Here is a 23,969-nt window from a genome sequence, read left to right as displayed (position 1 = left end):
GTCGCCCGTGGTGCGTTCGGTACCCGCTACTACGACGCGAACACGACGCTGTGTATGGCCTCGGCCGTCACCGCGTACTACCAGGCGTTCGGCAGCGACGCCCCACCGCCGACGTACGACGACGTGCCGAGGGCACAGACGCACCTCGTGTGGGGCGCCAACCCGGCAGTCGCCCACCCGGTGTTGCACCGCTGGATCACGAACAGTGCCGACGAGGAGGACGGCCGACTCGTGGTCGTCGACCCGATCGAGACGGAGACTGCCAGGGCCGCCGACGTCCACGTCCAGCCGGAACCGGGGACCGACCTCGCGCTGGCCCGGGCGGTGCTGGCGGCCGTCGTCGAGGCCGGTGCCGTCGACACCGCGTTCGTCGAGGCCCACACGGCGGGCTTCGAGGAGACGGTCGAGACCCTCCCGGACGTCGAGGCGGCGGCGGCGACGGCGGACGTACCGGTCGAGCAGGTCGAGACGCTGGCGTCGGTGCTCGACGTCCCCACGCTGGTGTACTGGGGGATGGGCGTCAACCAGAGCATCCAGGGGACCGGCACGGCGCGGGCGCTCATCGATCTGTGCCTGGCGACGGGCAACCTCGGCCCCGGCACCGGCCCGTTCTCGCTGACCGGGCAGGCCAACTCGATGGGGAACCGCGTGTGTGCCTCGAAAGGGACCTGGCCCGGCCACCGGACGTTCGACGAACCGGCCAACCGGGAGGTGGTCGCGGAGACGTGGGACGTCCCCCTCAGTCGCCTGCCGCACTCACCGGGGCCCGGATTCGTCCGCATCGTCGACGAACTCGCCCGGGGCGAAATCGACGTCTGCTGGACGGTGGCGACGAACCCCGTCGCGGGGATGCCCGACGCGAGTCACGTCAGACGCGCGCTCGACGACGTGTTCCTCGTGGTGCAGGACGCCTTCCACTCGGACACCGTCGAGTGTGCCGACGTGGTGCTCCCGGCGGCGACGTGGGGCGAGTCGGAGGGTACGACCATCAACATGGAGCGACGGGTCTCCCGGGTCACCGCAGCGACCGACCCGCCCGACGCGGTCAGACAGGACGTCGACATCATCGCGACCATCGGCAACCGAATCGACCCCGACCTGTTCGCCGAACCGCCGCTGGACCCCGAAGCGGTGTTCGACGAACTGCGCGGGGTGACGGCCGGCACGACGGCGGACCTCTCGGGCATCACCTACGACCGACTGGCCGACGAACTCGCGGTCAGGTGGCCCGCACCGGACACCGAGAGCCAGGGCGGCTACCAGTACCACGACGACGGCGACTGGTCGTTCCGCACCGACTCCGGCCGGGCGCACTTCTCCACCGTCACCCACCAGCGCGTCCCCGAACCGATCGACGAGGAGTACCCGCTCACGCTGACGACCGGCCGACTCTCCGGCGTGTACAACACGGGGGTCCGGACGCGCGGCGACGACGCGGGTCGACCGACCGCGCGGATGCATCCGGAGACCATCGCGGAGCATCTGAACGTCCTCGACCGCGGCCGGACCGTGCTCGAATCCCGTCGGTCCCGCGTGACGGTCGACGTCGCCCCCACCGACGGCGTCCCGCCCGGCGTCGTCTGGCTCTCGATCCACAACGCGGCGGCCAACGAACTGACCCTCTCGGAGGTCGACCCCGAGTCGGCCGAACCCAACTTCAAACAGTGTGCCGTCGGGCTCCGGGTCCCCGAGCGGTCTCAGTCCGAGACCGAAGAACTCGTCCTGCCGAGATAGTCGGCCGGAGACCGTTCTTCGACGCACCCCGAGACCGAGAGCCATCCGTACCGACAGCGACCGACTCTGGTGAACAGATTCCTAATTATCGTTCGTTTCGTTCGCTCCTGATGTCGTTCTTCCACCTCAGCAGCGAGAAGATGCACGACTTTCATTTCACCACCACATCGCAGAAATAATCGCACTCGGAACGCACTTTGACCAGAACGGAATCCATACACTCCAAATATACGCATTTGTCAATCGTATAGCTTATTAGCTACTCGAATATACCCCAAAATCGTGTTGAAACTCGAAACTTCGAGCCCAAATCCGCGAACCGTGTGGGAAACGAAACGTGAGTCGCTCGGGGAGTGGTCGAACCGGGCGTCGGTCGGCGACGCACACGACGTGGTGTCACACGGCGGGCGTCGGCCCTCTCCGACGGGGGGTGTCCGGTCGTGAAGAGTCCGATCAGGATGACGAAGTATCGGACGCTGCTGCTGGCGACGGTCGGGTTCAACTTCTCGTTCCTGATCTGGTTCTCGTTCGCGCCCTTCACCGGGCCGATGGCCGAGGAGTTCGGGCTCTCGCTCGCGGAAATCGGCGTCCTCGCGAGTGCGGCCATCTGGCTCGCACCGTTCGGTCGGATACTGACCGGGTGGCTCTCCGACAAGTTCGGTGCGCCGGTCGTCTTCGCCATCGTCCTCACGTACGTCGGCGTGTTCTCCATCTGGAGCGCGTTCGCCGAGTCCTACGCCGTCTTCTTCGGGACGCGTCTCATCGTGGCGACGGCCGGAATCACGTTCGTCATCGGCATCCAGCACGTCTCCGAGTGGTTCGAAGCGGAGGAACTCGGGACCGCCGAGGGCATCTACGCCGGGATCGGCAACGCGGGCGCGGCAGGTGGCGCGCTCGTCCTGCCACGCGTCTTCGGCACCGGGTGGAGCGGCCCGCTGTTCGACGTCAACTGGCGGGCCGCGTTCTTCTACACCGGGGTCGTCGCCATCGGACTCGCCGTGGTCTACTACGTCTTCGGGGAGGCCGCGAAGTCGACCGAGAAGCGACAGGCGACCAAAGAGAGCGCGACCGCCAAGGAGTGGGTCTTCACCGCCACGCGGTACGGGACGGTCCTTCTCGCCATGGGGTACGTGATGACTTTCGGCCTCGAACTGTCGATGAACGGCTGGCTCGCCACCTACTACCGCGAAGGGTTCGACACCCAGAACCTCGTGCTCGCCTCGACGTTCGCAGCGACGTTCTCCATCGCGGCCGGACTGTTGCGCCCGATCGGTGGGTACGTGAGCGACCTGCTGGCACGGAGAGAGCGGGACATCCTCCCGGTCTTCACCGGTCGGTACCGCGAACAGTGGACGTTCGTCTCGCTGTGTTTCGTCGTCCTGACGATGTTCGCGATGACCCTCGCGGGCCTGAGTGGCCAGGTGCTGCTCGCCGTCGGCGTCGGGTTCCTCGTGGGCATGGGGTGTGCGTTCGCCGAAGGAGCCATCTTCGCGCAGGTCCCGGCCATGTTCCCGAACAGTTCCGGGTCGGTCGCCGGTGTCGTCGGCGGCGTCGGGACAGTCGGCGGCATCGTCTATCCGCTGGTGTACTCCGCCCCCTTCCTGCCGAACCTCCACACCGGTTACGCCGTGGTTGCCGTCTCGATGATTCCCATCATCCTCCTGGCCGGCTGGGTGTTCCAGCCACACATCGCCGAGCGGGCCACCGACGACGGGTTCGTCACCCGAGGGAGTTCGGCCGTGGTCACCGACGACTGAGGCGCTCACACGGGACGAGTGGTTTCCCGGCGAGTCGGGGTTCGTCCGGGTCGAACCCGGCCGGAACGGTTATGCTCGGACCTCCCTACCGGACATGAAATGCGAACGACACTCACGGTACTGGTCGTCGCCCTGGTCCTCCTGAGCGGGTGCTCGGGCACGGGCGGGACGGTCACCGACGCCCCCGCGACCGACGAACCGACGAACACGCCGGCATCGACAGCGACGACGACACCGACGGCCGGATCGGCGGCCGGGACGTCGTCCACACAGACGCCACACATGGGCTGTCAGCCCGGGGAGATAAACAAGAACGGCACCTGTACGGTCGCCGTGTCGGGGCAGAACGCCGAGATATTCAGCGCGGAGAACCTCTCGGCCATCACGGCCGAGGAGACGACCATCGGCGGGACGCCCGGCTACCTCGCTCGGCCCGCCGACAACGGCACCTATCCGTCGGTCGTGCTGATCCACGAGTGGTGGGGCCTCAACGAGAACATCGAGCACATGGCCGACATCCTCGCCGGTCACGGCTACGTGGTGTTCGCCGTCGACCTCTACGACGGCGAGGTGGCGACCAACTCCTCGGAAGCGGCCCGACTCTCCGGACAGGTGAGAGAGAACCCCGACGAGGCCGTCGCGAAGATGAGCGCGGCCGTCTCCGGACTCAGAGAGCGGGCAGACACGACGAACCAGGTCGCCAGCCTCGGGTGGTGTTTCGGCGGCGGACAGAGCCTCCAGCTGAGCCTCAGCGACGCCGACCTGAACGCGACGGTCATCTACTACGGCACGCTCGCGACGGACGAGGAGACGCTCCAGCGCATCGACGGGCCCGTGCTGGGCATCTTCGGCTCCGAAGACCGGGTCGTCCCCGTCGAGGACGTCCGGGCGTTCAACCAGACGCTCGACGACCTCGGCGTCGAACACGAGGTGTACGTCTACGAGGGCGCCAACCACGCGTTCGCCAACCCGAGCGGGCAGAGCTTCGAGCCCGAGGCGACGCGCGACGCGTGGTCGAAGACGCTAGCCTTCCTCGACGAGACGCTGAAGTCGTAACACGTAGCGAGCGCGGTAGCCGTCGTCCGGACGGGTGACTGGCTGTTCGGCCGACGAGCCAGCGGCGTCTGAACGACGAGGCCTCTCGCGTCCGTCCCAGCGAGGCGATGGCGACGGGGACGGCGAGGAAGTCGGGACGAATACACAGAGTCAAACCGCCGGCCCGCCGAAGCGGGCACGTGGACAGTCGAACACGAGGGTCGGGACGAACGGAGCGCCTGACCGGCGGTGAGGCCGGCCGACTGCTCGTCACGCTCTCGGCCGGGTGGGCCATCGTCCAGGGGGGTCGGTTCGTCCTCTCGCCGCTCCTCCCGGCCATCATCGCCGACCTCGGCATCACTGAGGCGACGGCCGGCCTCGCGTTCACGGCGCTCGGTGGCGTCTACGCCGTCGCACAGTACCCCAGCGGGCGGCTCTCGGACCAGCTGACACGGACGACACTCATCGTCCCCGGACTCGTCGTCCTGGTCGTCGGCTTCCTGCTGTTCGGGACGGCCACGTCGTACCTCCCGTTCGTCGTCGCGGCAGTCGTCGTCGGCCTCGGCAAGGGGCTCTTCGCCATCCCCTCCCGAGCACTGGTATCGGACCGCTACGTCGAACGCCGCGGGCGGGCGCTCGGCGTCTTCGCGGCCGGGACCGACGCCGGGGGCCTCCTCGCGTCGGGCGTCGCGGTGGTCGTCCTCTCGACGGCGGCGTGGCGCGCGCCGTTCCTCCCGGTGGCGGCCGCCCTCGCCCTGCTCACCCTGCTGTTCGTGCGGTGGTCGGACGAGCCGTACCGCGTCGAACGCGCCGATCTCGAACTGGCGACGACGGTCCGTCGGCTGGTCGCCACCGACGGCCAGCGTCGGACGCTCGCCGCGTACGCGCTCTTCTACTTCATGGTCGGCGGCTTCATCACGTTCTTCCCGGCGTACCTCGCGGCGACGAAGGGGTTCTCGGAGTGGCTCGCGTCGGCGACGTTCGCCGTCGTGTTCGTCGTCGGCTTCGGCGTCAAACCGCTGGCGGGCGACCTCTCGGACCGGTTCCGGCGACAGGACGTCGCCGCCGCCGGGATGGGCACGGCGGCGCTCGCGCTGCTGGCGCTCGTGTTCGTCGACGCGTCGCTCCTGGTCTGGGCGAGCACGCTCGTCCTCGCCGTCGGCTACAAGACGCAGTTCCCCCTCGCCGACGCCATCGTGATGGACGCGGCACCCGACGACGGGATGGGCGCGGACCTCGGTGCGGCGCGGGCGCTCTTCCTCGGCGCGAGCGCCGTCGGCCCCGCGTACGTCGGCGTCGCCGCGACGACTGTCGGGTACGCCGCCGCCTTCGGGAGCCTCGCGGCCTGCCTCCTCGTGGCGGCGGTGCTCGTGTGGCGCTGAGCGCGGGCGGCGTCGCAGGGGGGTCACCCTCGTGGTCGGCGGCTTCACCACCGGTGGGCGACGTCGTCACCGGGTCAGCGGATGCCACTCCGACTCGTCCTGAGCGCGCTCGAGGCGACAGCCGTCGCCGCACTGCGGGCAGGTGTAGAGCCGGTACTCGACGGACGGACTGAACAGTCCGCCCGTCCGCCGCGTCCCGGAGATGAACGGCTCCATCTCGGCCCCACAGTCACACAGGGGAGCACCGCTCGGCCCCAGTTCGACGTCCCCCGACGTGTGTATCTGGGCCATGTGGTACTAGACACCACATAGCATATATAACTCCGACGCTGGTCCGTCCGGACGAGTTCGACCCCGCGGCCGACGGCCGAGAGCGGGGCGTGTCGCCCGGCCTCGCGGTCTGTCGTCCGTGCTCACGCCCCGTCGCCGACGAGCCACCCGAGCGCCGCGCGGCGACAGTCGAGGAGGGTGCCGAGGTGGTCTGCGTCGGGCGTCCGCAGCGTCCCGCCCGTCTCGCGGACGAACGTCTCGACGGGACCGACCGGGGCGTTCTCGTCCCGCGTCCCGTGCCACGCGCGGAGCGGGACGGTCCGGAGCGGTTCCAGCCCGGTCGTCGCGAACAGGCGGTTCTCGCGGGCGGGTGCGCGCGCTCCCTGCCGGAGCGCCTCGCTGAAGTCGTCGCCGACGGCCTCGGCGACGGCGTCGGTGACGTCGCGGTCGGTGTACTGGCCGACGACGAGACGGGGGCCGGCGACGGACGCGAGCAGGGACGAGACGCCGAAGAGCGCGCGGAGCGCGAACGGCACCCGTGCGAGCGTCGCGAGACTACCCTCGAACGGCGGGACCACCGCACCGACGAGGCCGACCCGCGTCACCCGGTCACTCCGGGCGCAGGCGAGCGCGAACGGTCCGCCGCCGGAGAAGCCGAGCGTCGAGACGTCACCGAACGACTCGGTCGCGAGGAGGTCGGTACAGTCGGTCCGCCAGTCCGACCAGTCCCAGTCGGCCGGCGGCGGCGACGACCGACCGTAGCCGGGGCGGTCCGGCACGACGAGTCGCGCGCCGACCTCGCGGGCGGCGGCGTCGAGGAGCGCCGCGAACAGGCGCGACCCGGGCGTACCGTGGTGGACAAGCACCGGCGCGCCGTCGGGGTCGCCGGCGAGCGCGTACGCCAGCGTCCGGCCGTCCGGGAGGCGGTGCGTCTCCGTCGTCGACGGTTCGTGCAGGCTGGTGGAGGGCACGACACCTCAACTGGCTCCCACCACGACATTAGCTCCTGTGCTTCGGAGGCTGGACCGGCAGTGCGTCGGACGGGCCCCACGGTGGTCGACACCGACGTCTGGAAACGTCACCTCGCCGACAGACCGGCAGTGCGTCGGTCGCGCGCCCGGCGGCGGACGGGAGTGACGAGGCCCGTCACGTGGCGGGGCGAGCCCCGACGCCGAGGTGCCTCCGGGAGTCGGACTGGGACGCCAGTGGGAGACCCCCACTCAGTCGAGAAAGACGCGAGGTGGAGACGTTCCGCGAATCTTATCAGAACTATGATATCACTTCTGATACGGGGTCCCGCGGCCTTATGAGTGGGCGACGGGTCCGGTCGACCATGCGTCCCAGCAACGGCCGACCCTCCACCCTCGTCGTGGTCGTGCTCGTGTGCGTGTTCGCGCTGGTCGTGCTCGCGGTCACACCCGTGACCGCGGAGTCGTCGACCACCCGGACCGAGCACAGTCCCGGTGAGGCGACGGGCGGCGCGACAGTCGCAGCGTCGTCGACCGAAACGCAGTCGAACGAGACGGAACCGGCGCCGTCGACGAACACCACCCCGACCACGACGCCGGGTGAGCCGTCGTTCGCCGTCGCGAACCTCTCGGGCCCGTCGCGCGTCCGGCTGGGCGAGAGCCTGACCGTCGCGGCCGCCGTCACGAACCGCGGGACGGCACGCGGCACCGAGACGCTGCAGTACTCGTTCGACGGCGAGACCGTCGCGACGACGACAGCGACGCTCGACCCGGGCGCGACGACGCTCGTCACGTTCACCGTCTCGACTGACGACGTCGCCGCGGTCCACGGCCCCGTCGAACCCGGGACCCACGTCCACGCGGTCCGGAACGAGTCGGGAACGGGCGTCGCGACCCGGGTCCGGGTGACGCCCGACGTCGACTTCGCCGTCGTCCGAATCGAGGCGCCGACCGAGGTGTCACACGGCGAACCGTACCTCGTCCTCGCGTCGGTCGAGAACCCCGGCGACGTCGCGGTCACGCGGGAGGTAGCCTACACGTTCGCCGGACGGGCGGTCACCGAGCGGGCAGTCACCGTCGCGGGGAACGACACCAGACAGGTCGCCTTCCGGGTGTCGCTCGCGGACGTCGAAGCGGTCGTCGGTCCGGTCGACCACGAGACGACGTCCGACCACGCCGTCGTCACCGGCGGTGACCGCGCCGGTGGTGCAGTCCGGGTCGTCGAGCGACCGCGCGCCGACGCGTCGTCGCTGGCAGTCGAGTCGTTCGAGACGGCCGACGACGTCCGCCCCGGCGACGCACACGGAGTGACCCTCACGGTGCGGAACGTCGACACGGCGCACTTCGAGGGGCAGGTGGCCTACTGGGTCGACGGGTCGGTCGTCGAGACCGAGTGGGTCCGCGTGCCCATCAGCGAACAGCGGACGATACGCTTCCGGGCGGGGTACGACGACGTCAGGCGGGCGGCCGTGCCGCTGTCGTCGCAGCGGACGACCCACAGCGTCCGCGTCGGTGACGAGTCGCTCGTGACGCGACCCGTGACCGTCCACGCCCCGACGCGGACGGCCACACCGACCACGCCGCACCCGACGTTCACCGTGACGGCGATGACGGCCGCGTCCGCACCAGCCCCGTCACCGACCGCCCCGACGCCGACGCCGGCGGCGACGGTGACCCCCGACGGCGACGCGACCTGTCAGCGCGGGTTCTTCAGCGCGTGTGGCGGCAGCCCCCTCGACGAGATGTCGCTCACACTCCTGGGGGTCCTCCTCTCGGGGTTCGGAATCGTCTACGAGATGTACCGGGGGCGACGATGACGCGCGGCCTCCCGGCCGTCTGGAGTTCACTCCTCAGCCTCCCGTTCGTGGTCGTCGGCGGCTACCTCCTCGCGTTCCAGACACAGTACCCCCTGACGGCGACCCAGCCAACCGTGCCACCGACTGCCGGCGCCGCGCTGGCCGTCTTCGGCCTGTTCGTCGCCGGCTTCGGCGTCTACGTCCAGTTCGTCGCGATGCCGGACCGACCGACGATGCGGGCCGACGAGTGGGTCGTCGCCGACCGCAACCCCGCCCAGCGGAGCGCGCTCGCGAAGGCGCTCGCCGGGGTGCCGTTCCTCGCGGCGGGGCTGTTCGTGCTGTACGCCACCGAACGGCCGCTCGTCTACCCCACCGTGGCACTCGGGGTCGGTCTCTCCCTGCTGTCGACGGGCCTCCACCAGTACTGGCGGAACACCCTCACGACCTACCTGCTCACGAACCGACGGATGCTGGAGGAGTACCGGTTCCTGTCGCTGGTGCGGACCGAGATTCCGCTCGACAAGGTCCGCGCCGTCGAGGAACGGCAGTCGGCGTGGGAGGCCCTCTTCGGACTCGGCAACGTCGCCGTCCGGGCGGGTGCGAGCGGTGACCTGTCGGTCACGGTCCGGTCGGTGTACGACTCGGCCGAGTTCGCCGACACGATTCGTGACCGACTCGACCGCGTCGACGAGACGCCGACGGGCGAGGCGACGGTGACCGACTCCGAGTCGACCGACGCACCAACCGGTTCGTCCGCGGAACCGGACGCGGCCGACTCGCCCACCGAGGCGAACGCGGCCGACACAGTCCCCGAGGCGGAGACGACCGGCTCACCCGCCGAAGCGACCGACACCAGCCGACAGCGGCGAACCGAACCGGTCGCCGACGAGGACGACGTCGTCGTCGACGTCGGTGGCGGGGGTGGCGAACTCCCCTCCGACCCGCCCACCGCGCTCACCGGGGTTCCGGGGCGAGAGCGGGAGAACCCGTCGGAGACGGACGCGGACGCGGAGGGGAACTCGTCGGAGTGAGCGAGAACCGAGTCAGCCGAACCGCTCCGCGATGGCCGTGTACAGCGCCTCGGTGTTCTCGCCGGTGAGCCCCGAGACGGGGACGACGTCGTGGTGCGGGAAGGCGTCGACGACGGCATCGGCGTCGGCGTCGGCGTGGTCCACCTTGTTGGCGACGACGACGAGCGGGAGTCCCTGGTTCTCGACGATACCGAGGAGCATGTCGTTCACCTGTGCGCGGGGGTCCGTCGTCGCGTCGAGGACGTAGATGACGCCGCCGACCTCCTCGCGGAGGACGCGCATCGACTCGCCGATGCCGCGGGTCGCGCCGCGGGCACGTTCCTGCGCGTCGGCCTCGTCGAGGCCGTGGTCGAAGAAGGCGGCGTGGTCGACTTCTGTCGCGACGCCGGGCGTGTCGACGACGCTGACCGTGACGCTCCCCGCCTCGTGGTCGATCTCGATATCCTCCGCGCGCTGGGCGCGCTGTGTCTCGTGAGGGACCTCGCTCGCCTCGCCGACGGTGACGTCGGCCCAGTCCGCAGCGATGCAGTTCGCGAGCGTCGTCTTGCCGGCGTTCGGCGGACCGTACAGCCCGATGACCGCCGGCGCCGAGTCCGGAAACAGGAAGGATCTGAGTCGTGTGAGGATACCCATCGTCTGTCGTGTCTCTCCCGGGACGCGTGCGGGGAGCTACCGCCCACCGGTACTTGAACCTCCGTCAGACGTCCGACCGACACGGACCGTGGTCCTGGTCGCGTCTTCGACACGGACGGCGCACGACGCCCCGACGACGGCGTTTCGCGGGCGTTGGTGCACTACGCGCGCGGGACGACGGCTGTCGGCGAGGGCCGTGGACGGATACCGGGTGGCGGCGCGCGCTGACGGAGCGCAGACGGCATCGACCCCTACACGGCGTGAGCGACGAGGTGAAGGAGCGAGCGCCGACCGACGGACCGGCTCCTCCCGTCGGTCGTGTCATTCAGTCTCACTTAAGCTTATTCTCGCGCGCCCTCAACGCACTACATGGAACGGGAGGATTCAGCCGAGGGGAGTCTGCTCCTCCGTGACGCGCTCAAGCGTGTCACCGACGGCGTCGCCGCACTGGACGCTGCCCTCCGGTACACCGCCGTCAACGAAGCGGCGGCGACGATACTCGGCCGGACGCCGGAGTCGCTGCGCGGGACGAGGGTGGGGGAGGCGTTCGACGACGGACGGGCCGTCGAGGAGGAACTGGAGGCGGCGATGGCGGACGGACGGCCGACCACGCTCGAACGGTACGACGCCGAGCGGGACCGGTGGTTCGAGGTCCGTGCCCACCCCGACGACGACGGCGGCCTGTCGCTGACGCTCATCGACGTCACCGACCGGAAGCAGCGCGAGCGCGAACTCGAACGACAGGAGTACCTCTTCGACAGCGTCCAGGAACTCGCCGACGTCGGCGTGTGGGAGTACGAACCGGCGGCGGACCGGCTGACCTGGTCCGACGGCGTCCGCGCCATCCACGGCGTGGACGCGTCGTACGAGCCGACGGTGGGGGAGGCCATCGAGTTCTACCACCCCGACGACCGCGAGGTCATCACGGCGGCCGTCGAGGACGGTGAGCGGTACGACCTCGACCTCCGCATCGTGCGAACCGACGGGGAGGTGCGCGACGTGCGAACCCGCGGAGCGGTCGTCGGCGACGACTCCAACGGGACGGTGCTCCGCGGGGTCTTCCAGGACATCACCGAGCGCAAGGAGCGCGAGCGCGAACTCGAACGCTTCCGCGCGTTCGTCGAGAACAGCTCCGACACGACCAGCGTCGTCGACAGCGACGGCGTCATCCGGTACGCCAGCGGGGCGGCTGGTCGGACCGGCGACGTCCCACCGGAGACCCTCGTCGGACGGGACGCGTTCGAGCGCATCCACCCCGACGACCGCGACGCGGCCGAGCGGGCGTTCGAACGGGCGCTCGCGAACCCCGAGGAGGACCAGGTCGTCCAGTACCGGGGCCGACGGGGTGACGGGACGTGGGTGTGGCTCGAGTCGGCCTGCGTGAACCGACTCGACGACGGCGACGTCGAGGGCGTCGTCGTCGTCACCCGCGACATCACCGAGCGCAAACGGCGCGAACAGGAGCGGGCGGCGCTCACCGAGGAGTACCGCGCCGTCTTCGACAACGCCGACGACGCCATCTTCCTCATCGACGTCGAGTCCGACGGCGACGACGTCACGTTCCGGTACGCCCGACTGAGCCCGGCACACGAGTCACAGACCGGCCTGACGACGGCGGAGCTGAAGGGGAAGACGCCGCGGGAGGCGCTCGGTCCCGAGACGGGCGCCGAAGTCGCGCGGAACTACCGTCGGTGTGTCGAGGCGGCGGAGCCGATCACCTACCAGGAGGTGCTGGCGCTCCCCGGTGGCGCGCGGACCTGGCAGACGAAGCTCGCACCCGTCGTCGTCGACGGCGAGGTGACCCGAATCGTCGGGATCGCGCGCGACGTGACCGAACAGGTCGAGTACGAGCAGGAGCTCCGCCGGAAGAACGAGCGACTCGACGAGTTCGCGAGCGTCATCTCACACGACATCCGCAACCCGCTCAGCGTCGCGCTCGGGCGGGTCCAGCTGCTCGAAGAGGAGTCCGAGAGCGGACACCTCCCGCCCCTCATGCGGTCGCTGTTGCGAATCGAGGCCATCGTCGACGACACGCTGACCCTCGCCAGACACGGCGAGACCGTCGCGGAGACCGAGTCGATGTCCATCACCGGACTGGTCGGCCAGTGCTGGGGCACGGTGGACGTGGCCGACGCGACCCTCGAAGTCGACGACGAGTTCACCGTCCGTGGCGACCGGGACCGGCTCAGACACGTCTTCGAGAACCTGTTCAGCAACAGTATCACCCACGGTGGGCCGGACGTGACCGTCCGCGTCGGCCGGCTCGGCGAGGACGGCATCTACGTCGCCGACGACGGACCGGGCATCGCGGCATCGGAACGTGAGACGGTGTTCGAGCCGGGACACAAGTCCTCGGCCGGTGGCACGGGGTTCGGCCTGAGCATCGTCCGGCGCATCGCCGAGGCACACGGATGGACGGTGGCGGCGGCCGAGAGCGAGACGGGCGGGGCGCAGTTCGAGTTCCGTGGCGTCGACATCGTCGACTGAGCCGTCCCGGGCGACGCCCCGGATGGTGAGAACGGGACGTCGAGCGCCCAGACGGAGAGCCACGACCAGTCCGGGAGTCGCCCGTCGGGCCGGGTACTGAGAGTCAGCAGACTGGTTGCACGGAGTGCACTACTCGGAGCGGGTCACGCCGGTGAACTCGAAACGCGCCCCGCCCGTCTCGCTCTCGGTGAGCGTCACCTCCCAGCCGTGGACGTCGGCGACGCGCCGGACGATGTCGAGTCCGAAGCCGGTCCCCTCCCGCTGCGAGGAGTAGCCGCTCTCGAAGACGCGCTCGCGCTCCGACTCGGGGATGCCCGGGCCGTCGTCCGCGACGAAGAAGCCGTCCGGCAGGTCACCGACGCTCACCGTCACGCTGCCCTCGGCCGGGTCGTCAGCGCCGAAGTCGGCGTCCGCGTGAGCGCCGAAGTCGGCGTCAGCGGCGCCCGTCGAGCCGTGCTCGACCGCGTTCCGGAACAGGTTCTCCAGGAGCTGCCGGAGGCGTCCCTCGTCGGCACGGACGACGGCCTCGGTCTCGACCCGTAACGTCGCCTCGGCCGTCGGCGCCGTCTGCCAGCACTCGCGGGCGAGGCTCCCGAGTTCGACGTCGGTCTGCTCGCGGAGTTCCATCCCGGCACGGGCGAGCGAGAGCAGGTCGCCGACGAGCGCGTCCATACGCTCGACGGCCCGGCGACACCGCGCGAAGTGTTCGGCGTCGCCCGTCCGCTCGGCCAGTTCGAGCGACCCGTCCACGACGTTCAGGGGGCTCCGCAGGTCGTGTGAGACCATCGACGTGAACCGTTCGAGCGTCTCGTTCTGCCGCTGCAGGCGCTCGCGGGTCGACTGCCGCTGCAGTTCGTAGCTCACCCACCGACTCATCAGGTCGACGAGCGTCACCGCCCACTCGGAGAACTGCTCGGTCCGTGGGGTCGTCCCGTACAGGCAGAAGGTGCCGTACACCTCGTCGTCGACGAAGACGGGCGCACCGAGGTAGCACTCGATCCCCCACTCGGTGTAGCCGGCCCGTTCGTCCGCGTCGGCGACGTCGCGGCCCACGTCACCGGCGACCAACGTCTCCTCGGTCGTGGCGACGATTTCGCAGTTCGTCACGGAGACGGGGATGACGTCGCCGGCCTCGATGGCCTCGTCGTCCGCACTCACCACCTCGAAGACGTAGTCGTCGCCGCTGATACGCGAGAGCGTGCCGTAGTCGACGCCGACCTCCGCCCGGCCGAGTTCGAGCAGCGCCTCGACCTGCTCCTCGAACGCCGTGTCCCGGTTGGCGATTACCTCGTGCATCGTCCGCAACGTCTGCTCGCGCCGGCGGAGTCGCTCGCGCTCGCGTGCCGTCTCGGAGAAGTCACGGCCGATACCGGCGAACCCGACCGGCTCGCCGTCCGCGTCGACGAGCCGCGACACGCTGAACTCGTACGGCGTTCGCTCGCCGTCGGCGGCGACGAGGTCCGCCCGAACGGTCGCCTCTCCCGTCTCGAACACGTCCCGGACCGCACGCTCGATCGCGTCGACGTCCTCGCCCTCGAAGAAGTCGAGCGGGGACATCGAGCGGAGTTCCGCGTCGGTGTAGCCCGTCACCTCGGCTGCCGTCTGGTTCCACTCGACCAGTTCGCCGTCCTCGTCGAAGACGAAGAAGAGGTCCGAGAGCGCGTCCAGCAGGGAACGGGTCGTCGCCGAGCTCATCGCAGCCCTCCGGTCGTCCGTCGGCGGCCTCGGACGACAGCGCCGGAGGGACCGTGACCGCGACGGGGAGGGACCCCCCGACCGACGGTTGCGGCGGTCATCTGTGGCGGTCCACACCAGCGACTGGTCCCGTCTCGGAGCGACGGGGATGGTGGTTCCCGTACACGTTGTCTACCGCCTTGGACTGCCGAGCATATATATTGTCGTGGGCGCAGTGTCCTCGCCACCTGCACGTGGTGGCCGTACGGTCCGACCGAGGCCGGGTGGGCGTCAGACGCAGCGGCCGACCCCGCTCGCCGAACGATTTATATCCTGGTGTAGAATAATCAATCGTTATAGAGGGTTGTTCACATGGCTCAATCGACGTTCCTTCTCAGTGTCCTGACGGGGGTAGTGCTCGTCGCGACGGTCGTCTTCCTGAGCGGCCGCGGGTGGCGGCAGTACACGCCCGCACCACTCGGGGGTACCGTGAGGGGCGGCCGCGCCGGACTGGTCGACCTGGCCGAGAATCCGACGGTGTGGATACTCGCGTTCGTCGCGGCCATCGCCGTCTTCGGCGGCGCGACGCTGGCGTTCGTCGGGGGTGGCGTCTCCGAGTCGACCGTCCAACTGGGCGGCGTCGTCCTCGTCGTCGCCGGCGGAGCAGTCGCCGTCGGCTACCTCTTCTTCGGGACGTTCATCGCCGCACGGGGTCGTGGCCTCGGGAACGCCGCCGCCGCCGCGCTCGGGTCGTGGGTGCTCGGACTGGCGTTCATCCTCGTCCTCGTGGCGAAGCTCATGGGGATGTTCTGAGCCGCCGCCGATGCGACACCAGACGCGCGTCTCGCCCGGGACCGAGTGGCTCCAGCGGCCCGAACTGTGGTGGCTCACGCTCCTCGTCACCGTCGAGGCGGCCGGTCTCGTCGGCTACCTGCTGCTCTCGAACACCGATGTGGGGTCGCTTCGCTACCTGCTCTACCCGTTCGTCTGGATCAACGTCGGCGTCGTCGGCGTCGTCCACGTCACGCCGCGGCCCGCGAGTCGCCGGGCGCAGGTCGTTGCCGGCGTCCTCGCCGGACTCTACTTCCTCGTCCTCGCCGGACTCGCCGGACTCGTGAGCGTCGACGTCGCCAGCCTCATCGGCACGGCGGGGCACCACGCACACGGGCACACCCACGCACACGTCCGCGGGCTCCAGGTGACGATGACCGTCCCGGGGTGGGGGCCCCGCGTCGGCTACGCCGGGGCGGGGGTCACGCTCAACCTCGTCCCCTTCCGCGTCGTCGGCTACCTCGCGCTGTCGTATCTGGTGTACGCTGCCCTCTGTGACCTCGCGAGCGCCGCAGTCTCGGGTCTGCTCGGCCTCGGCTCCTGTCTGAGCTGTACGCTCCCCATTGTGGGGTCGCTCTCGGCCGGCCTCGTCGGCGGTGCGGGCGTCGTCGCCGCGCTCTCGACACTCTCGGTCGACCTCTCGACAGCCGTCTTCGTCGGGAGCGTCCTCCTGTTGGCGCTGCGACCCAGTCTCGGTGGGGCGTCGTGAGGACCGTCTGGCCGATGCCTCCCACCTCTCCCCTCGGACGGCGACGGTCCTCGGACGCACGCGTGACCGGCGCGCTCGTCGGCAGCCTCGCTGTCCTCGTGTGGTTCACCCAGCCGGTACTGGCGCACGCTGGCTCGCTCAGCGGGTCGCTCCAGTCGGCTCAGGCGCCGTTCTGGCTCGTCGTCGTCACGGGTGGCGGTATCGTCGCCGCCTCGTTCCTCTTCGCCACGTTCGTGACCGACCACGACGTCATCAGGGAGGTCAACGACTACCGGCACCGTCTGCCCGTCGGGGGCACTCGCCGTCTCGTACCGGTCGTCCGGGCGTTCGGCGTCGTCGGTCTCCTCACGGTCCTCGTCGTCGGCGTCGTCGGGCCGCGCGACCCGCTGTTGAACCTCGCTGTCCTGACCGTGTGGGTCGGCTGGTGGGCCGGCTACACCATGTCGACGTATCTCGTCGCGGACAGCTGGCCACTCGTGAATCCCTGGCTGACGCTCTCGTCGCTCGTCGGACGGGTGCGGGAGTCGGCGTCGGACAGCGCGCGGGACCTCCCCGAGTCGCTCGGTGCGTGGCCGAGCGTCGTCGGCCTCCTGGCGCTCGTGTGGCTCGAAGTCGTCAGCCCCGTCGGCGAGCGTCCGACGACGCTCGTCGCCGTCGTCGCCGGCTACACCCTCGTCACGCTCGTCGGGGCGGCCGTCTACGGCCCCCCGTGGTTCGACCGGGTCGACCCCGTCGCACGCGTCTTCCGACTCTACGGCCTCGTGGCGCCGCTCCAGCGCAGTGACCCGACGGCCGACCGTCCGACGGCTCTCCCCGCGCGACGACCGACCCACGACGGGGGCGTCGCCCTCCCGGACGAACGGGAGGAGGAGGACCCGGACGTCGACACGCGCGAGGAGTCCGGCGTGAGACGACGGGAGAGTGCGGCCCCGGGTGCCGATCCCGACACGGGCGCGACACTGGTGCTCCCGGGGACGGCGCTCGTCCGGTACCCCCGTCCGATGGGGCGCGACGACGTCGCGTTCGTCGTCGCGCTCCTCTGGGTGACGACGTACGACGGCCTCGTCTCGACACCCGCGTGGAACGGCGTCGTCCGTGCGCTGCCGACACCGCCGCTCGTCACTCACCTCGTCACGGCCGTCGTCGGCTTCGGCTGCTTCCTCCTCGCGTACCGCGTCTCGACGCGGTTCGTGGGTCGGACGGCCGAGACGTACGTCAGCGCCCGGTTCGTCTCGGGGTGGTTCGCCCCCGCGCTCGTCCCCATCGCCGCGGGCTACCACGTCGCGCACTTCCTCGGCTACTTCCTCTCGCTCGCACCGGCGCTCGGGACGCTTGCACTCGCGCCCCTCTCCGCGCCCGCGAGCGTCCCGCTCCTCACGCTGCCGGGGTGGTTCGGGAGCCTCCAGCTGGGCTTCGTCGTCGCCGGTCACCTCCTGGCCGTGTGGGTCGCGCACGCTCGCGCCTTCGAACTCTTCCCCGGACGGCTCCAGCCCATCCGGAGCCAGTACCCGTTCGTCGTCGTGATGGTCGTCTACACGATGACGAGCCTCTGGATCGTCGCCCAGCCGTTCGCCGCACCCGTCACCTGACCGCACACCATCATGAACCAGAACCAGTACCGCGTCGTTCCCGAAACCGCCGTCCCCGACGGGGAGACCCCCGAGGCGACCTGTCCGTACTGTGAGCGTCCGTTCCGCCGCGAACGCTTCCGCGTGCTCCACGTCGTCGAGGCGCATCCGGAGCGGGCGACGCCGACGGAACGGGAGCGGTACGAGACGGTGGTCGACGAGGAGTCCGACGACCTGTTCGTCTACCACCTGAAGGTGCTGTTCGCGCTCGGGGCGCTGTACGCGGCGTTCATCATCTCCGCGATCGTGGCGTTCAGCCTCGCCGGCTGAGCGGGCGGCCCGACCGGTCTCGGCTCGTGATCGGTGGACGGACGCCCCGTCAGGGGCCTGTCAGTGACTGGCCTCCGCGTCGCCCTCCGGGTGCGGGACCGCGGCGACGATACCGGTGAGGAGGGCGACCCCGACGAGGGCGACGACGCCGCCGACGTAGACGAGGACGCCCGCGCCGTGTGCCGCCTCGCCGACGAGGAGGACGGCCACGCCGGCGGTGATGGTGAGCAGGGAGACGCCGGTTCCGAGCGGTCCCTGCAGCGCGGAGGGGCGGTTCCGGCTGTACAGCGCGAAGAGGACGGTCACCAGCCCGACGGCGCCCACGGTGGCACCGACGAGCGGGACCCAGACGGACTCGGCCATGTGTGAACTGGTACCACTACACAGTATTAAGCGTTGGCGGCGGCGTCACTGGTCGAACTCCTGCTCGTTGAGCCCGACGAACAGCGTGTCCTCGACGAGCGCGTTCACCGCCCGTCGCAGGCGCTCGGAGACTGCCTGGTGGGAGACGTCGAAGTCCTCGGCGAGTTCCTGCAGCGTCACGTTGCGTGGCACCTCGAAGTAGCCTTTGGACGTCGCCGTGGCGAGCACGTCGTACTGGTCCTTCGTGAGTCCGTACCGCCCGGCGGGTTCCGCATCGAGTTCGCGAATCGCGTTGACGTCGAAGGTGAGTCCGTGCGCCTCACAGAAGTCGTGCGTCTTCGAGAAGAGCGACCGACGGGGGTAGAGCACACGAACCCGCCAGCGGTTCTCGTGACCGACCGCGTCGAGTACCGTCGCCTCGCTGTTGATGAGCATCTGCATCATCAGGTCGATGTGCCGCACCCACTGCATGCGGAACAGCCACTCGTCGCCGAAGTCTCCGAGGAGTTCGACCTGGTCGGTCGTCGGGTCCTCTTCCAGCGTCTCCTGAACACGCTCCATGTCGGCGCCGCGAGCCCACAGGAGCGGCATCAGCGCGTCCTCACCGCTCGAGACGACCCGCTCGACCTCGAACATCAGCTCCGGGAGCGTCTGCAGCGAGTGGCTGAGCGCGAACTCGTCCGCGGGGATAGTGCCGGAGACGATTGTTGGCATCGGCGTAAGGCCGACGCCGGAGATACGAGAAGTTTTCGCTTGCTTGTCACTAGCTTCGGTACGGGGCGAAAGTCGGCCGAGCGTGAAGGCCACCGCGAACGGCAGACGCACGCGCAAGCAGTGCGGGCAATGTGGACGCGACGGAATGCGAAGACGCGATGCAATCAGTCCAATTCTCCGACGAAGACGTCGGAAAGACAGTCGTCAACGGCAACGGAGACGACGTTGGTATCGTCAGCGCAGTCGAACACGGCACGGCGTACGTCGACCCCGAGCCGGGCATCACGACGAAAATCACCGCTGCCCTCGGGTGGGAGAACATCGACGACGACGATGGCTACCCGCTCCAGGAGGAAGCGGTCGCGACGGTCACCGACGACCAGGTCCGACTCAAGTCCGACCTGTAACCGGCCGGCGCGTGACCACCGGAGTGTGGGGCCACACGGGGCGCTCGAAGGGGGAGCCGACGAGGGAGAGGAAGGACAGTCCAGACGTGGGGAGTGACGAGACACGACAAGACACGAGAGGAGAGAGGAGTGACCGTTCGACGCGCCGTCGACCCGGCGCTCTCCCCGGGAGGGTTCGGCGCTCCGTCACTCGCGAGCGCGGGCGAAACGGGACGAGATGGTGTGAGCGACGCGCTGCTCACGTCGTGTCGTACCCCCCGCGCGTGGCGAGGAGGACGAGCGCGAAGACGCCGCCACCGAGGGCGAATCCCGGAGCGACGACGAGCACGAGTGGACGGCCGCCGGTCACCTTCAGCATCATCACCGTGACACCGACCCAGACGGGCACCGAGAACAGCAGTGCGTAGGCGAGTGCGGTCCGGTCCAGTCCGCTCGTCTCCCCTCCGTCGGGCGCCGACCCGGCCGTCGCGTCCATACCGTCGCGTCGCACCCGGACGGTTTCAATCCCCACGCTCGTCCGGGAGACGGAACTCCGTCGACCGTGGTTTCGTCCGAAACGTCACAGACAAAATCCACGGAAAGCGAGAGAAAATTCGAGGAGCAAGGGATAGAATTTAATACACGAACCCGCAAGACAGTACCACGCATGAACATAGAACGGCCCGACGATGTCGCCTCCCAGTACTGTCCCTCGTGTGAGACGGAGATGCTCTTCAGTGGGACACAGCCGGCCGGCCTCGCGCAGTTCTTCTGTGAGGTGTGCGACTACCGCTACGACCGACTCATCGAGACGTAACCGGTCGTCTCGGTGACCGTGCACCCTCGCGGCGACGCGACGGGTACTGTCGCCCCGTCGTCCAAACGACGTCGACGCGCCGCCGCCGGACCGTCACTTCCCGAATCCGCCCGGCCGGGGCGGTTTTTACAGTATCGGCAAAGGTTATCAGTCGTCGGCCCTCCGGGGTAGACTGTAATGATAGTTCCTGAGCGTCCACCGGCGATCCCACCGATGGACTGCCCCGCGTGTGGTTCCGAGATGGTGTTCAGCGGCACACAGCCGGCCGGACTCGCCCAGTTCTTCTGCGAGCCGTGTCAGTACCGCCACGACCGGTTCGTCGGACCCGAGGCCGTCACCGAGTCGACCAGCGAGGGCTACCGACGGCCCAGCGACGACTGAGGCCCGTCCGTCGGCCACGGCGGCCACCGACGCCGACGCCGACGAGTGGAGTGAGATTTGGTAGAGAGTTTGAAAAACGGCTATGCGGCCGGTGAGCGTCCTTCCTGTCGTGTCGATGTCATCCACGACAGGGGGTCCGTCGAGGCGAACGGTACTCAGCGGCGGTGTCGGGGTGCTCCTCGCCGCCCTCACCGGTTGTACGTCGGGCGGCGGGGACGCCACGACGTCGGCGACAGGGGGAGCGACGGCCACACCGGGCGAGCGGACGACGGCCACGCCGGGAGCCGTCGACGACTGGCGCGCCGTCGAACTGACGGACGTCACCACCGGCGAGTCCTTCTCCATCGAGGGGTTCGACGGGCGACCGGTCCTCGTCGAGTTCTTCGCCGTCTGGTGTCCCGTCTGCACGAACCAGCAGGAGGAGATGGGCGTGCTCACCGACCGGAGGAACGACGTCGTGGCGGTCAGCCTCAACGTCGACCCGAACGAGGACGCCGAACAGGTCCGCGAGCACGCGAGCGAGCACGGGTTCGACTGGCACTACGCCGTCGCTCCGCCGTCGATGACACGCGCGCTCGTCGAGGAGTTCGGGCCCGTCGTCACCAACGCGCCGGCGGCACCCGTCGTGACTGTCTGTTCGGGGGGGAGTGTGTCGCTCGTCGAGGGGCGGGGCGTGAAGTCGGCCGACGCCCTCGCGGCGGCGTTAGACCGGTGTTAGCATGGCAACGGCCGCCCAACTGGGGAGTTCGTTCGCCCTCGGACTGGCGACTCCGCTGACGGCCGTCTGCGTCCTCCCGCTGTACCCGAGTTTCCTCGCGTACCTCTCGAACCAGGGGGAGACGCGGCTCTCCATCTCGCTCTCGGGCGTCCTCGTCGCCGCGGGCGTCCTCTCGTTCATGCTGGGCCTGGGGCTGGTGTTCACGACGCTCCTCGAGTCGTCGCTGACGCGGGTCGTCGGCGTCGTCTCGCCCGTGGCGTTCGGCCTCCTGGCCGTCGCGAGTCTGCTGTTGCTCGCCGACGTCGAGTTCGGTCACCTCCTCCCGAGCGTCGAGCCACCGCAGACGAGCCACCCGATGGCGTCGGCGTTCGGCTACGGCTTCTTCTTCGGCGCCATCGTCGTCCCCTGCAACCCCGGGTTCGTCGCCGTCTTCTTCGCCCGGGCGTTCCTCTTCACCGACCCCGTCGGGAGCCTCCTGAACTTCCTCGCCTTCGGGTGCGGTATCGCCGCCCCACTGGTCGCGCTGGCGGCTGTCTCCGGCCGGTGGCAGGCGCGCGTGATGCGGAGCCTCACCGGCCACCGGTCGCTCGTCAACCGCGTCACCGGCGCCGTGATGCTCGCCGTCTCCGTCTACTACCTCGTGGTCGTCTTCGGGGTCGGCCCGTTCTGAGCGACCCGGAGGGGCCGGGCGTACCGGCGCCCGAACCCGACCGGACACCCGGTCGTACGGGAGACCGACAGAGTTTACACGCGACTCGTGATAGCGTCAGTGTGACCGATACCGACCGGGCCGAGAGCCATCTGTTCCGGGGGCTGTCGGCGACGCAGGGGACGACCCTCGCAGTCGGGTGGGTGATGCTCCTGTTCGTCGGGGCCTATCTGATTACGCCGGCAAGCATCCTCCCGCTGATAATCGAGGACCTCGGAATCGGCGAGGCCACGGCCGCGTCGCTCGTCTCGATGCCACAGGTCGCCGCGACGGTAATCGGCCTCCCGGTGGGAATCTACCTCGACCGCATCGAAACGCGGAGCATCGTCCCGTTCGCGGGTGCCGTCCTCTTCGTCGGCAGCGCGGGCGACTGGCTGGCCGCCACCGAAGCCAGCGTCCTGTTACTCACCGCCTCACGGTTACTCGCCGGCGTCGGGATGTTCATCCTGTGGGTGGTGAGCGTCAACGTCGCCTCGAACGCGTTCCCCCCGAGACAGCGGGCGACGGCGACGTCCGTCATCGTCTCTGGATACCCGGCGGGGTACGCGCTCGGACAGTTCGGGGCGCCTCGCATCGCCAGCGTCGTCGGTTGGCCGGGGGTGTTCCCCGTCTTCGGCACCGCAGTGCTGGTGGTCTCGGCCGCGTTCTTCGTCGTGACGAGCGGCGTCTCCCGCTCCGGCACGTCGACGAGTCCGCCGGCACTCAGCGACCTCACGCGGGTGTTCGGCAACCGGAACGTCTGGTCGGTCGTCGTGGTGACGTTCCTGGGCTACTCGCTGTACATGGTGTTCAACTCGTGGATGCCGACGTACATCACCAGCCAGTTCGGCATCTCGCTCGCCGAGAGCGGTTCGTTCGTCGCGCTGTTCCCGGCCATCGGTATCCTCGCCCGGCCCGCCGGTGGGTGGGTTTCGGACGGGTGGCTGGAGCACCGACGGCGTCCCGTGTTCGCCGCCTCGTTCACCGGTGCGAGCGTGCTCGCAGTCGCCATGCTCTACAGCACCACCGTCGCCGCGCTGGTCGGCGTGCTCGTCCTCGCCGGCGTCTTCATCCAGCTCCAGATCGGACTGCTGTACCAGTCCGTCCAGGAGTTCGCCGCCCCCTCCGTCGCGGGCACCGCGGTGTCGCTCGCGAGCATCGCGGGGTGGCTGGGGTCGTTCGTCGCACCCGTCGCAGTCGGGGAACTGGTGGCGACGGCCGGAACGTACACCGCGGTGTTCGGCTTCGCCGTCGCGCTCGGACTGGGAGGCGTGCTCACCGTCTGGCGGATGGCCGAGTCGGGCGGCGGAGCGGCGACGTGCTGACCGTCCTCGAGCGACGGCCGAGACCGAACCAGGGGAGGAGTCGACGTCCACACCGACGGCGGACGGACGGAGGAGACGGAAACGGTCGGAGACGCGCCGTCGGCCGACGCGTCAGAGGATAGAGTACGACGCCGCGAGGGTGAGCGCCAGCGCCGCCGCGAGCCCGATACCGGCGAGGTACGTCAGCGAGCGTGGCTCCCACCGGAGGTGCTGGAAGTACGCCGCGACGAACACCGCCTTCACGGCCGACAGCACCATGATGAGGCCGAACGCCAGCCAGTACGAGAGGCCGGCGAACTCGACCAGCACCTGCACCGTCGCCGAGACGAACAACACCGCGTAGATTGCCGTGTACAGTTTGGTTGATGTCAT

Annotated in this window: 25 protein-coding genes; 17 read left to right on the top strand and 8 right to left on the bottom strand. The window is 69.5% G+C overall.

Going from position 1 to position 23,969, the window contains the following annotated elements; genetic code table 11:
* The 4 genes from ACESK5_RS01655 to ACESK5_RS01640 all read left to right on the top strand — a co-directional run.
* The coding region (locus tag ACESK5_RS01655) for a molybdopterin oxidoreductase family protein (protein ID WP_372909800.1) at window positions 1-1,734 on the top strand (1,734 nt) is incomplete at its 5' end.
* A gap of 458 nt (window positions 1,735-2,192) precedes the next feature.
* Window positions 2,193-3,491, top strand: a complete 1,299-nt coding sequence (locus ACESK5_RS01650) for an MFS transporter (RefSeq protein WP_372909799.1) — start codon at window positions 2,193-2,195, stop codon at window positions 3,489-3,491.
* Window positions 3,492-3,590: 99 nt separating this feature from the next.
* Complete coding sequence (locus ACESK5_RS01645) at window positions 3,591-4,547, top strand: dienelactone hydrolase family protein (protein ID WP_372909798.1); 957 nt, start codon at window positions 3,591-3,593, stop codon at window positions 4,545-4,547.
* Between the two features lie 242 nt (window positions 4,548-4,789).
* On the top strand, window positions 4,790-5,908 hold the full coding sequence (locus ACESK5_RS01640) for an MFS transporter (RefSeq protein ID WP_372909804.1): 1,119 nt from the start codon (window positions 4,790-4,792) through the stop codon (window positions 5,906-5,908).
* Window positions 5,909-5,974: 66 nt separating this feature from the next.
* Here ACESK5_RS01640 and ACESK5_RS01635 read toward each other — a convergent pair whose 3' ends face one another.
* On the bottom strand, window positions 5,975-6,199 hold the full coding sequence (locus tag ACESK5_RS01635; RefSeq protein ID WP_372909797.1) for a hypothetical protein: 225 nt from the start codon (window positions 6,197-6,199) through the stop codon (window positions 5,975-5,977).
* 122 nt (window positions 6,200-6,321) lie between these two features.
* Window positions 6,322-7,149, bottom strand: a complete 828-nt coding sequence (locus ACESK5_RS01630) for an alpha/beta fold hydrolase (protein ID WP_372909796.1) — start codon at window positions 7,147-7,149, stop codon at window positions 6,322-6,324.
* A 362-nt stretch (window positions 7,150-7,511) separates the two neighbouring features.
* Here ACESK5_RS01630 and ACESK5_RS01625 point away from each other — a divergent pair, with 362 nt between their 5' ends.
* Window positions 7,512-8,963 (top strand): CARDB domain-containing protein, encoded by a 1,452-nt coding sequence (locus ACESK5_RS01625; protein ID WP_372909795.1) that lies wholly within the window; start codon window positions 7,512-7,514, stop codon window positions 8,961-8,963.
* Complete coding sequence (locus ACESK5_RS01620) at window positions 8,960-9,973, top strand: PH domain-containing protein (protein ID WP_372909794.1); 1,014 nt, start codon at window positions 8,960-8,962, stop codon at window positions 9,971-9,973. The genes ACESK5_RS01625 and ACESK5_RS01620 overlap by 4 nt, the downstream gene beginning before the upstream one ends.
* Before the next feature lie 12 nt (window positions 9,974-9,985).
* Here the strand turns inward: ACESK5_RS01620 and ACESK5_RS01615 are convergent, their stop codons facing one another.
* Complete coding sequence (locus ACESK5_RS01615; protein WP_372909793.1) at window positions 9,986-10,606, bottom strand: GTP-binding protein; 621 nt, start codon at window positions 10,604-10,606, stop codon at window positions 9,986-9,988.
* Window positions 10,607-10,975: 369 nt separating this feature from the next.
* Between ACESK5_RS01615 and ACESK5_RS01610 the strand changes: the two genes are divergently transcribed.
* Window positions 10,976-13,093: a PAS domain S-box protein gene (locus ACESK5_RS01610; protein ID WP_372909792.1), complete on the top strand. Its 2,118-nt coding sequence runs from the start codon at window positions 10,976-10,978 to the stop codon at window positions 13,091-13,093.
* A gap of 129 nt (window positions 13,094-13,222) precedes the next feature.
* Here ACESK5_RS01610 and ACESK5_RS01605 read toward each other — a convergent pair whose 3' ends face one another.
* The gene (locus ACESK5_RS01605) at window positions 13,223-14,788 is read right to left on the bottom strand and encodes an ATP-binding protein (protein ID WP_372909791.1); all 1,566 of its coding nucleotides are present in this window, start codon (window positions 14,786-14,788) and stop codon (window positions 13,223-13,225) included.
* A 351-nt stretch (window positions 14,789-15,139) separates the two neighbouring features.
* Here ACESK5_RS01605 and ACESK5_RS01600 point away from each other — a divergent pair, with 351 nt between their 5' ends.
* The 4 genes from ACESK5_RS01600 to ACESK5_RS01585 all read left to right on the top strand — a co-directional run bounded on the left by ACESK5_RS01600 (window position 15,140) and on the right by ACESK5_RS01585 (window position 18,205).
* On the top strand, window positions 15,140-15,580 hold the full coding sequence (locus tag ACESK5_RS01600) for a hypothetical protein (protein WP_372909790.1): 441 nt from the start codon (window positions 15,140-15,142) through the stop codon (window positions 15,578-15,580).
* A 10-nt stretch (window positions 15,581-15,590) separates the two neighbouring features.
* The gene (locus tag ACESK5_RS01595) at window positions 15,591-16,307 is read left to right on the top strand and encodes a hypothetical protein (RefSeq protein ID WP_372909789.1); all 717 of its coding nucleotides are present in this window, start codon (window positions 15,591-15,593) and stop codon (window positions 16,305-16,307) included.
* A 62-nt stretch (window positions 16,308-16,369) separates the two neighbouring features.
* A complete protein-coding gene (locus ACESK5_RS01590) occupies window positions 16,370-17,896 on the top strand; it encodes a hypothetical protein (protein WP_372909788.1) in 1,527 nt (508 codons plus the stop codon).
* Window positions 17,897-17,908: 12 nt separating this feature from the next.
* Window positions 17,909-18,205 carry a hypothetical protein gene (locus ACESK5_RS01585; RefSeq protein ID WP_372909787.1) on the top strand — a complete coding sequence of 99 codons (297 nt, stop codon included), beginning with the start codon at window positions 17,909-17,911 and terminating at the stop codon, window positions 18,203-18,205.
* A 60-nt stretch (window positions 18,206-18,265) separates the two neighbouring features.
* On the opposite strand, the gene ACESK5_RS01580 is transcribed toward ACESK5_RS01585, so the two are convergent.
* Window positions 18,266-18,568 (bottom strand): hypothetical protein, encoded by a 303-nt coding sequence (locus ACESK5_RS01580; RefSeq protein ID WP_372909786.1) that lies wholly within the window; start codon window positions 18,566-18,568, stop codon window positions 18,266-18,268.
* Window positions 18,569-18,613: 45 nt separating this feature from the next.
* Window positions 18,614-19,282, bottom strand: a complete 669-nt coding sequence (locus ACESK5_RS01575; protein ID WP_372909785.1) for a helix-turn-helix domain-containing protein — start codon at window positions 19,280-19,282, stop codon at window positions 18,614-18,616.
* 158 nt (window positions 19,283-19,440) lie between these two features.
* Here ACESK5_RS01575 and ACESK5_RS01570 point away from each other — a divergent pair, with 158 nt between their 5' ends.
* Entirely contained in the window at window positions 19,441-19,689 is a 249-nt protein-coding gene (locus tag ACESK5_RS01570) for a PRC-barrel domain containing protein (protein WP_372909784.1), read from the top strand.
* Between the two features lie 238 nt (window positions 19,690-19,927).
* Here ACESK5_RS01570 and ACESK5_RS01565 read toward each other — a convergent pair whose 3' ends face one another.
* Entirely contained in the window at window positions 19,928-20,164 is a 237-nt protein-coding gene (locus ACESK5_RS01565; RefSeq protein ID WP_372909783.1) for a hypothetical protein, read from the bottom strand.
* Window positions 20,165-20,335: 171 nt separating this feature from the next.
* Between ACESK5_RS01565 and ACESK5_RS01560 the strand changes: the two genes are divergently transcribed.
* The 5 genes from ACESK5_RS01560 to ACESK5_RS01540 all read left to right on the top strand — a co-directional run bounded on the left by ACESK5_RS01560 (window position 20,336) and on the right by ACESK5_RS01540 (window position 23,597).
* Complete coding sequence (locus ACESK5_RS01560) at window positions 20,336-20,485, top strand: HVO_2142 family zinc finger protein (RefSeq protein WP_372909782.1); 150 nt, start codon at window positions 20,336-20,338, stop codon at window positions 20,483-20,485.
* Window positions 20,486-20,662: 177 nt separating this feature from the next.
* Window positions 20,663-20,866 carry an HVO_2142 family zinc finger protein gene (locus ACESK5_RS01555; RefSeq protein ID WP_372909781.1) on the top strand — a complete coding sequence of 68 codons (204 nt, stop codon included), beginning with the start codon at window positions 20,663-20,665 and terminating at the stop codon, window positions 20,864-20,866.
* Window positions 20,867-20,981: 115 nt separating this feature from the next.
* Complete coding sequence (locus ACESK5_RS01550; protein ID WP_372909780.1) at window positions 20,982-21,584, top strand: TlpA family protein disulfide reductase; 603 nt, start codon at window positions 20,982-20,984, stop codon at window positions 21,582-21,584.
* 1 nt (window position 21,585) lies between these two features.
* Window positions 21,586-22,254, top strand: coding sequence for a cytochrome c biogenesis protein CcdA (locus ACESK5_RS01545; protein WP_372909779.1), 669 nt, complete (start codon window positions 21,586-21,588; stop codon window positions 22,252-22,254).
* Window positions 22,255-22,355: 101 nt separating this feature from the next.
* Window positions 22,356-23,597 carry a nitrate/nitrite transporter gene (locus ACESK5_RS01540; protein WP_372909778.1) on the top strand — a complete coding sequence of 414 codons (1,242 nt, stop codon included), beginning with the start codon at window positions 22,356-22,358 and terminating at the stop codon, window positions 23,595-23,597.
* 111 nt (window positions 23,598-23,708) lie between these two features.
* Here the strand turns inward: ACESK5_RS01540 and ACESK5_RS01535 are convergent, their stop codons facing one another.
* Window positions 23,709-23,969, bottom strand: a complete 261-nt coding sequence (locus ACESK5_RS01535; RefSeq protein WP_372909777.1) for a cytochrome C oxidase subunit IV family protein — start codon at window positions 23,967-23,969, stop codon at window positions 23,709-23,711.

Origin of the sequence: Salinigranum sp. (assembly GCF_041641895.1) — an archaeon.
In the GTDB taxonomy this organism is placed as follows: Archaea; Halobacteriota; Halobacteria; order Halobacteriales; family Haloferacaceae; genus Salinigranum.
The sequence above is the reverse complement of the archived record's forward strand: the minus strand, read 5'-3'. Positions and strand labels throughout refer to the sequence as shown.